The organism is Arthrobacter sp. ISL-5, assembly GCF_018613835.1.
GTDB lineage: Bacteria > Actinomycetota > Actinomycetes > Actinomycetales > Micrococcaceae > Arthrobacter.
Genome location: NZ_JAGGPM010000045.1, coordinates 60,228 through 67,788, shown reverse-complemented (window position 1 = coordinate 67,788; position 7,561 = coordinate 60,228). Strand labels below are relative to the sequence as shown.

Genomic DNA, 7,561 nt, shown 5'->3' with positions numbered 1-7,561 from the left:
CCTTCGTCCGCCTTGAGGGCCGCAACTTCGGCGACGCCCCGGTCTCGCTGGAGTACAAGCTGGAGGTCTGGGACTCGCCCAACTCCGCCGGCGTGATCATCGACGCCGTCCGCGCGGCCAAGATCGGCCTGGACCGCGGCATCGGCGGCCCGCTGCTCTCCGCCTCGAGCTACTTCATGAAGTCCCCGCCGGAGCAGTTCAACGACGACCTCGCCCGCGAGAAGGTTGAGGCCTTCATCCGCGGCGACGTCGAACGCTAAACCCCTCGCTCCTTCCCCGACGCTCTCTCACTTTCGGTGGGGGAGCGTCGTGCTTTAAGCGTCCTGTAGCGCCGGATGGCCAGCTGCGGGCCGGACCTCTTCGTGAAAAGTGTCGGACGCTCTCTCACTTCCTGCGGGTCTGGAGGCGATCCTCTCTCACTCCCTGCACGTTTCGAGGTGACGCTCTCTCACCCGGCGTCGGCAAATCCGGATGCGTGGGGATGATCCTGCCACGCGGTGCGCAGTATCCGTTTGATCTTCCCGATGGCCGTTTGGAAACCATCAGCAAGATCGTCCTTGTGAAGTAACAGGACAGTCCAGCCGGCCGATTCGAAAGCCTTGTCACGCCGTCTGTCACTAAGGGCCTGGGCGTCAAGAAGGTGATGTCCGCCGTCGTACTGGATGGCCAGGCGGCGGTGACGGTAGCCGAGATCGGCCGTCGGTGACGCAGCGTCACCGACTCGCAATGCCAGTTGGAGATCCGGTTCGGGGAGACCTGCGTCGGCCATTGCCAAACGCAGCAGTGATTCCGGCGCAGAGTCGGCGCCGACCCGCATCAAATCCAGAGCTTCCCTGGCGCGGACAACACCCTGAAGGTTTGGATGACGGCCGACCAAGGAACGGAGCCCGTCCAAGGTATCGAAGGGCTGGGTCCGGCCCTCGAATTCAACCCGCGGAACCCGGATGATCTGATCGCCCATGCACACCAGATCACTCACCGACAGCCGCCTTGCCAAATCCAGCCAGGTCCGCGACTGCGTGCTGATGCGGATGCCGTCGATCGATTCAATCTCGTCCTCCCGGGCCAGGACCGTGTGGCCAACTACGCCCTTGCGGCGCACCGAGGGGAGGGACCTGGGCTTGCTCAGATGGAGCTCCGTTGAGTCCGCCAGCCAGGGTGGCAACAGCTGGCACCGAAGGCGCGCAGCAGTGACGTGGGAAATCCAGGCCCCGGGCGACGCAGCAGACAGGGCCCGGGCTGCGGCCTCCAGTTCAAAGCTCCAGTCCGACGGGCGGTAGAGTCCGCGACCAACATGGACCACGTCTTTTCGCCGGAGCCTGCTTGCCGAAACGCCGGCCGCCCGCGCCGAATCGAACGTGAATGGAGTCGTTGCCAGAAGCCCGGGCAGATTGTTGCTCATTTGCATGCTGGCATTCTGACCGAAAAGCGGTGACGCCGCAGAAGTTATCCACAGGCAGCCTTGGGAAGCGGCAGGACGTGAGAGAGCGTTGGGTGGGAAGCGGCAGGAGGTGAGAGAGCGTTGGGAGGGGAGCGGCAGGAGGTGAGAGAGCGTTGGGAGGAGAGCGGCAGGAGGTGAGAGAGGGTGGGGAAAGAGGCGGCAGGAAGTGAGCGAGGATCAGAAGAGGCCTACCGGATTGCCGTCGTCGTCCACGTCCATCCGCATGGCCGCGGGAACCGCGGGCAGGCCCGGCATGGTCATCACCGCACCCGTAAGGGCCACGATGAAGCCGGCGCCGGTCTTGGGGATGAGGTCGCGCACGTGGATGGTGAAGCCCTTGGGTGCGCCGATCCTGGAGGCGTCGTCGGTGAATGAGTACTGCGTCTTGGCCATGCAGACCGGCAGTCCGGACCAGCCGTATTTCTCGATGTCCGCGAGCCGCTTCAGGGCCGGCACGGAGAAGTCCACGCCGTCCGCGCCGTAGATTTCCTGGACGATGCTCCGGATCTTGTCCTCCACCGACAGCTCCAACGGGTACAGGTGCCGGAAGGAATTGGGCCCGGCCACGGCCGCAGCCACCTTCGCGGCGAGTTCGTCTCCGCCGTCGCCGCCACCGCCGCGGCCCCAGACATCAGCCACTGCCGCCTGGACGCCTTCGCCGGCGCACCAGTCGAGCAGCCAGTCGAGTTCCTCCTGGGTGTCGGTGGCGAACTTGTTGATGGCAACGACGGGCGTGACGCCGAACTTCTCGACGTTCCGGACATGCCGGCGGAGGTTGGCCACCCCGGCCGCGAGTGCCTCCACGTTCGGTTCCTTGAGCCGGTCCTTGGCGATCCCGCCGTGCATCTTGAGTGCGCGCACGGTGGCAACCACCACCACGGCGGCCGGCGCGACATCGGCCACGCGGGCCTTGATGTCCATGAACTTCTCCGCACCGAGGTCCGCACCGAAGCCTGCCTCCGTGACCACGATGTCGGCCAGCCGGCGGGCAGTCTGGGTGGCGATGAGGGAGTTGCAGCCGTGCGCGATGTTGGCGAACGGGCCGCCGTGCACCAGTGCAGGCGTCCCGGCGATGGTCTGCACCAGGTTGGGCTTGATGGCTTCCTTGAGCAGCAACGTGAGTGCGCCCTGGACGCCCAGGTCCGCCACGGTGACGGGCGTGCGGTCATAGGTGTAGCCGAACGTGATGCGTCCCAGCCGATCGCGGAGGTCGGGAATCCCGGTAGCGAGGCAGAACACCGCCATGATCTCCGAGGCCACGGTGATGTCGAAGCCGTCCTGGCGGGGGATGCCCTGAGTGGGGCCGCCGAGCCCGATCACCACTTCCCGGAGGGACCGGTCGTTCATGTCCAGGACGCGTTTGAACGTCATCCGCCGCGGATCGATGTTCAGCTCGTTGCCCTGGTAGATGTGGTTGTCCACGAGGGCCATGAGCGCATTGTTGGCGGACGTCACGGCATGGAAGTCGCCGGTGAAGTGCAGGTTGATCTCGTCCATCGGCACCACCTGGGAGAACCCTCCGCCGGTGGCCCCGCCCTTCATGCCCAGGATCGGGCCCAGCGAGGGCTCCCGCAGCGCGATCATCACCCGGTGGCCCGCCCGGGCAAGGGAGTCGGCAAGGCCCACGGTGGTGGTGGATTTCCCCTCACCTGCAGGCGTGGGCGACATCGCCGAGACCAGTACCACCTTCCCGGCAGCGGCCGGGGCCGTCAGTTTCGCGGGATCGATCTTCGCCTTGTAGCGGCCGTAGTGCTCCAGGGCATCGGCATCGATGCCGGCCGCGGCCGCGATGTCCTCGATGGGCCGCAGAACAGCTCGGCGGGCGATTTCCAGGTCGCTGAGGGTGGTGCTGTCAGACATCATCGTCCTTCACTGTCGGGGCGGGAATCCTGTGGGGTTCTCCAGTCTGCGCTCAGCCGGTGAGCCGCGGCGCGTAGTCGGCCGGCACCTTCTGGCTGCCGGAATATTCGTCGACGGCGGCCTGGTAGCTCTCCAGCGTGATGGCCGCCGTGCGCTGCCACCCGGAGTTCTCGGCGTGGACCGCTGCCGCCCGGCCCATGTCCTGCCTCGTGGCGGGGTCGTCATACAGGGCTTCCAGTGCGTCGGCCCAGTCCGCCGCGCGGTGTCCGTCCACCAGCAGTCCCGTGCGGCCCTCGCTGATGGCGCGGGACAGTCCGCCCACCCGGGTGGCCACCACGGGGGTGCCGCACGCCTGGGCCTCCAGCGCCACGAGTCCGAAGGACTCGCTGTACGACGGCATCACCACGACGTCGGCCGACCGGAACCAGCCCGCCAGGGCCGGTGCGCCGACAGGCGGATGGTGGGTGACGACGTCGTCCATTCCGGCGGCGCTGACCAGCGACTTCAGATTGAAGTCCTTGGCACCGCTTAGGGCCCCCAGAACAGTCAGCTTCAGATCGATGTCCGGACGGCGCTCGCGGAGGAGTGCCGCGGCCTTGACCAGGACCTGCGGGCCCTTGAGCCGCTGGATGCGGCCGGCGAAGAGAAGATGGAACGTGCCCGGTGCGATGCCGCGCTCGGCGCGCGAACGGCTGCGGAACGCGGGGGTGAAAACGGCGAGGTCAACGCCGGGGGGAGCGACGTCGATGTGGTCGAAGTCCGCGTTGTAGTGCGACACGAGCTCGGCGGCCTCGGCGCTGGTGTTGGCTATCAGGCGCCCGGCGCCGTCCACGATCCGGTGTTCGCCGTCCTCGCGGCGGCGCGGCTCCGGACTTTCGCCCGACTGCAGCAGGAGGTTCTTGACCTTGGCCATGGTGTGCATCGTGTGCACCAGCGGAACTCCCCACAGGTCGGACAGCTCCAGCCCGGCCACGCCTGACACCCAGTAGTGGGAATGGATGAGATCGTAGCGGCCGTGCGGCTGGCGCTCGCGGATCCGTTCGATTTCGGCCACCATGCTGTGCAGCAGCTCCGGCAGTTCCTCTTTGGGCAGTTTCCGGGGCGGCCCCGCCATCACGTTGTGGACGCAGACACCGGGATCCGGATGCTCGACGGCGGGCTGGCCGGCGGAGGTGGACCGGGTGAAGATCTCCACCTCCACGCCGTGCTCCGCGAGGGCCGAGGCGAGGCCGCGGATGTAGACGTTCATGCCGCCGGCGTCACCGGAACCGGGCTGTTCCATCGGCGACGTGTGCAGCGACAGGAAGGCCACGCGCTTGATCAGGGTCATGGCTCTCCTCTCTGCTCGCGGGACGCTGTCAACGGCGCCCTGAAATGCGGGAACTGCATCCGCTAAAACACTACTCCTGAAGGACCCGGGCGTTGGCGGTTCGTGCACAGCGGCCAACCCCGCTGTCGCAGCCGGTCCGGGACCGGCTTTCCGCCTGGCTGGCCTCCGCCGTTTCTGCGACATGTTCGGCCTGAGCATCTCCGGAGCGAACCGCTACTCTTGACAGCCAGTCCAGGCCTTAGGAGTATCAAAGGTGCCGGTGGGCCTGGTGTCTCTCGGGGGCCGACCTGCGGTCCGGCTTCTCGAAGGGTTATCGGATGCATTCAGCACTCCCTCGTCTCAGATCCTTCCGGAGTGTGGCCACAACCGCCGCAGCCCTTCTGGCGGCCTCTGTCGCGGGTTGCACCAGCGCTCCGGAACCGCCTAGCGAGTCCGCGTTCCCTGCGGGTGATGTTCGGATCGCTGCTGTCGGTGACATGAACGGCGTCAAGAACTCTGCGCCTGATAGCCCGTCCGGTCGGAACGGTGCGGCGATCACCCGGCTCGTGCAGAACAACGAGATTGACGCGTTCCTAGGGCTCGGGGACTTCCAGTACGACACCGCTCACTGCACTGACTACGTGAACTACTGGACGCGGCTGTGGGGTGGCACGAAGCCCAAGTTGTACTGGGTGTCCGCCCCCAACCACGACTGGAAACCCGGCCGCAACGAAGACCTCGACAACTTCATGAATGGCCAATGCGCGGGGTCTCCGGCGAAGGCTGCGATCAACCAGCAACGTGGGTTCATCGGGAACGGGGAACCGTACTCGAAGGACTTCGGGAACTGGCACTTCGCGTTCATGTCGTCCGCGCACTGGCGGTACAACACCACTCAGGCTCGGGCGTTGACGACGTGGCTGGACAACGACCTCGCTGCTGCTAAGGCGGCGGGCAAGCACCTGGCAGTCGTGTACCACGAGCCGTACTTCACGTCGAACACGAAAGGACATGAGCGGGCCGCTGACCAGAAGCCGTGGGTCGACGTGATGTGGAAGCACCGGGTCCGTCTGACCCTGTCAGGGTCACAACACAACTACGAACGGTCATGTCCAGTGAACAACGCTGACCAGTGCGTCAGTGACGGGATGACAGCGTTCCAGGTGTCCACGGGAGGTATCGGTCTCCGCTCCTTCACTAGCAGTCCGTCGTACGTCGTGAAGCGGTTCAGCGACACTCACGGGTTCCTTCGGATGACACTCCGAGACAACGGGTCTTTCGACTGGAACTTCGTTCCAACGTCCGGGTCGGGCACGGACGCAGGTACGCGTTCCGCACCGTAGTAAAAGGCGCCGCCAAGCCTGGGCCATTGGCAGAGGGTCTCGCCTGTGGGCCTCCCTGCGCCATGGCTGGCTGTGAACCACAGTTCAGACCCGACGGCGATGCACCCGCTGGCGCGGACCTCCCGGTAGGCCACCACATTGGGCCGCCGGATTGGTAGACGGGGTAGAGCCGGCACCCTAAGCTCCAACCATGGCCTCCATCATTGTTTGCAGCGGACCGCACGACGGGCACGTCTCACCGATGCTGGGGGTCGCGCGGCATCTGATCTCCCGCGGGCACCGGGTGCGGTTCCTGACCGGCCCCGCATACGAGGACGCTGTCCGCGCAGTGGGGGCGGAGTTTCTTCCGCTCGGCAAGGGGGCCGAGTATCCGCCGCCCCAGGCCAGCACCGCCACGGGCGTTGCCGCTGTGCGTGAGGGGGTGCGCGCGCTCGTGATCGATCCGGCGCGCGGCCAATACGAGCCCTTGGCGGCGGCCATCGCCGCCGAACCGGCCGACGCCGTGCTCGCCGAGGTGACCTTTGTCGGGGCGGCGGCCCTTACACGGCTGCCCCGCGAAACGCGTCCTGCCGTAATCGCGTGCGGCATTTTGCCGCTGACCCTGTCCAGCCAGGATTGCGCGCCGTACGGCATGGGGCTGCCGCCGGGAAGCGGGCGCGGGTCCCGTCTGCGGAACAGGGCGCTGAACTGGCTGGTCATGAACGTTGTGCTGCGGGACAGCCAGCGGCAGGTCGACTCCCTCATGCGCGAGCTGGTGGGAGCGGAGAAAGACGGTCTGTTCATCCTGGACTGGACCCGCCGCGCCGAACTCATCGCCCAGTTCACCGTGCCGGAGTTTGAATACCCAAGATCCGATGCGCCGGACAACCTGCGCTTTTTCGGGCCAATGTCCCGGAATGCAGCCACGGAAAGTGCGAAGCCGGCCTGGTGGGGCGATCTCGACGGCTCGCGTCCAATTGCCTACGTGACGCAGGGGACTGTCTCGAACGAAGACTTTACGGCCTTGGTCGTTCCGACGCTCGAAGCGCTGGCCGAGGAGGACGTCATGGTGGTGGTCAGCACCGGCCGGCGTCCCCTGTCCGCCCTGCCGCCGCTCCCGGCCAACGCGCGCGCCGCCGAGTTCCTACCGGACGCCGAACTCCTACCGAAGGTCGCCGTTTACATCACGAACGGCGGATACGGCGGACTGCACTACGCGATGGAAAACGGCGTGCCCATCGTTGTCGCGGGCGACACCGAAGACAAGCCCGAGGGAGCGGCCAGGGTGGCCTGGGCCGGCGCAGGGATAAACCTCAAGACAGGGCGGCCGGCTCCCTCTGCCATCCGGAACGCCGTTCGCGAGGTCCTGGACGATCCGCGATACCAGGCCGGCAGCAGGCGGATCGGCGCAGCGATCGCCGCTTCGCCTGGCGTGGACGGGCTCATCGACGAGCTGGACACGATCCTGGCCGCCGAACCGTCCTGAACGAGCCGGCCCCAGCAGCGCAAGGGCAGAATGGCAGCGAGAGGATCAAGCCTCCCGCGGCCATTGCCCTCTTTCGCCGACTGTCAGGGCGCCGCCTGTCAGGGCGCCGCCTGTCAGGGCACCGCGCCGCGTGGACGGTGCGA

5 protein-coding genes and 1 pseudogene are annotated in these 7,561 nt (G+C 66.6%); 3 read left to right on the top strand and 3 right to left on the bottom strand.

Features of this window, described 5'->3' with window-relative positions:
- A pseudogene (locus tag J7I89_RS22285) lies at positions 1-260 on the top strand (inositol-3-phosphate synthase); the annotation flags it as partial.
- 188 nt (positions 261-448) lie between these two features.
- Here the strand turns inward: J7I89_RS22285 and J7I89_RS22280 are convergent.
- The 3 genes from J7I89_RS22280 to mshA form a co-directional block, all read right to left on the bottom strand.
- The gene (locus J7I89_RS22280) at positions 449-1,408 is read right to left on the bottom strand and encodes a DUF559 domain-containing protein (RefSeq protein ID WP_214974891.1); all 960 of its coding nucleotides are present in this window, start codon (positions 1,406-1,408) and stop codon (positions 449-451) included.
- A gap of 210 nt (positions 1,409-1,618) precedes the next feature.
- Positions 1,619-3,301 carry a formate--tetrahydrofolate ligase gene (locus J7I89_RS22275; protein ID WP_214974890.1) on the bottom strand — a complete coding sequence of 561 codons (1,683 nt, stop codon included), beginning with the start codon at positions 3,299-3,301 and terminating at the stop codon, positions 1,619-1,621.
- 52 nt (positions 3,302-3,353) lie between these two features.
- Positions 3,354-4,631 carry a D-inositol-3-phosphate glycosyltransferase gene (gene mshA, locus J7I89_RS22270; protein ID WP_214974888.1) on the bottom strand — a complete coding sequence of 426 codons (1,278 nt, stop codon included), beginning with the start codon at positions 4,629-4,631 and terminating at the stop codon, positions 3,354-3,356.
- 476 nt (positions 4,632-5,107) lie between these two features.
- On the opposite strand from mshA, the gene J7I89_RS22265 reads away from it, so the two are divergent.
- Both J7I89_RS22265 and J7I89_RS22260 read left to right on the top strand, forming a co-directional pair.
- Entirely contained in the window at positions 5,108-5,953 is an 846-nt protein-coding gene (locus J7I89_RS22265) for a hypothetical protein (protein ID WP_251045712.1), read from the top strand.
- Between the two features lie 190 nt (positions 5,954-6,143).
- Positions 6,144-7,418, top strand: a complete 1,275-nt coding sequence (locus J7I89_RS22260; protein WP_214974884.1) for a glycosyltransferase — start codon at positions 6,144-6,146, stop codon at positions 7,416-7,418.
- The last annotated feature ends 143 nt before the right edge of the window (positions 7,419-7,561 follow it).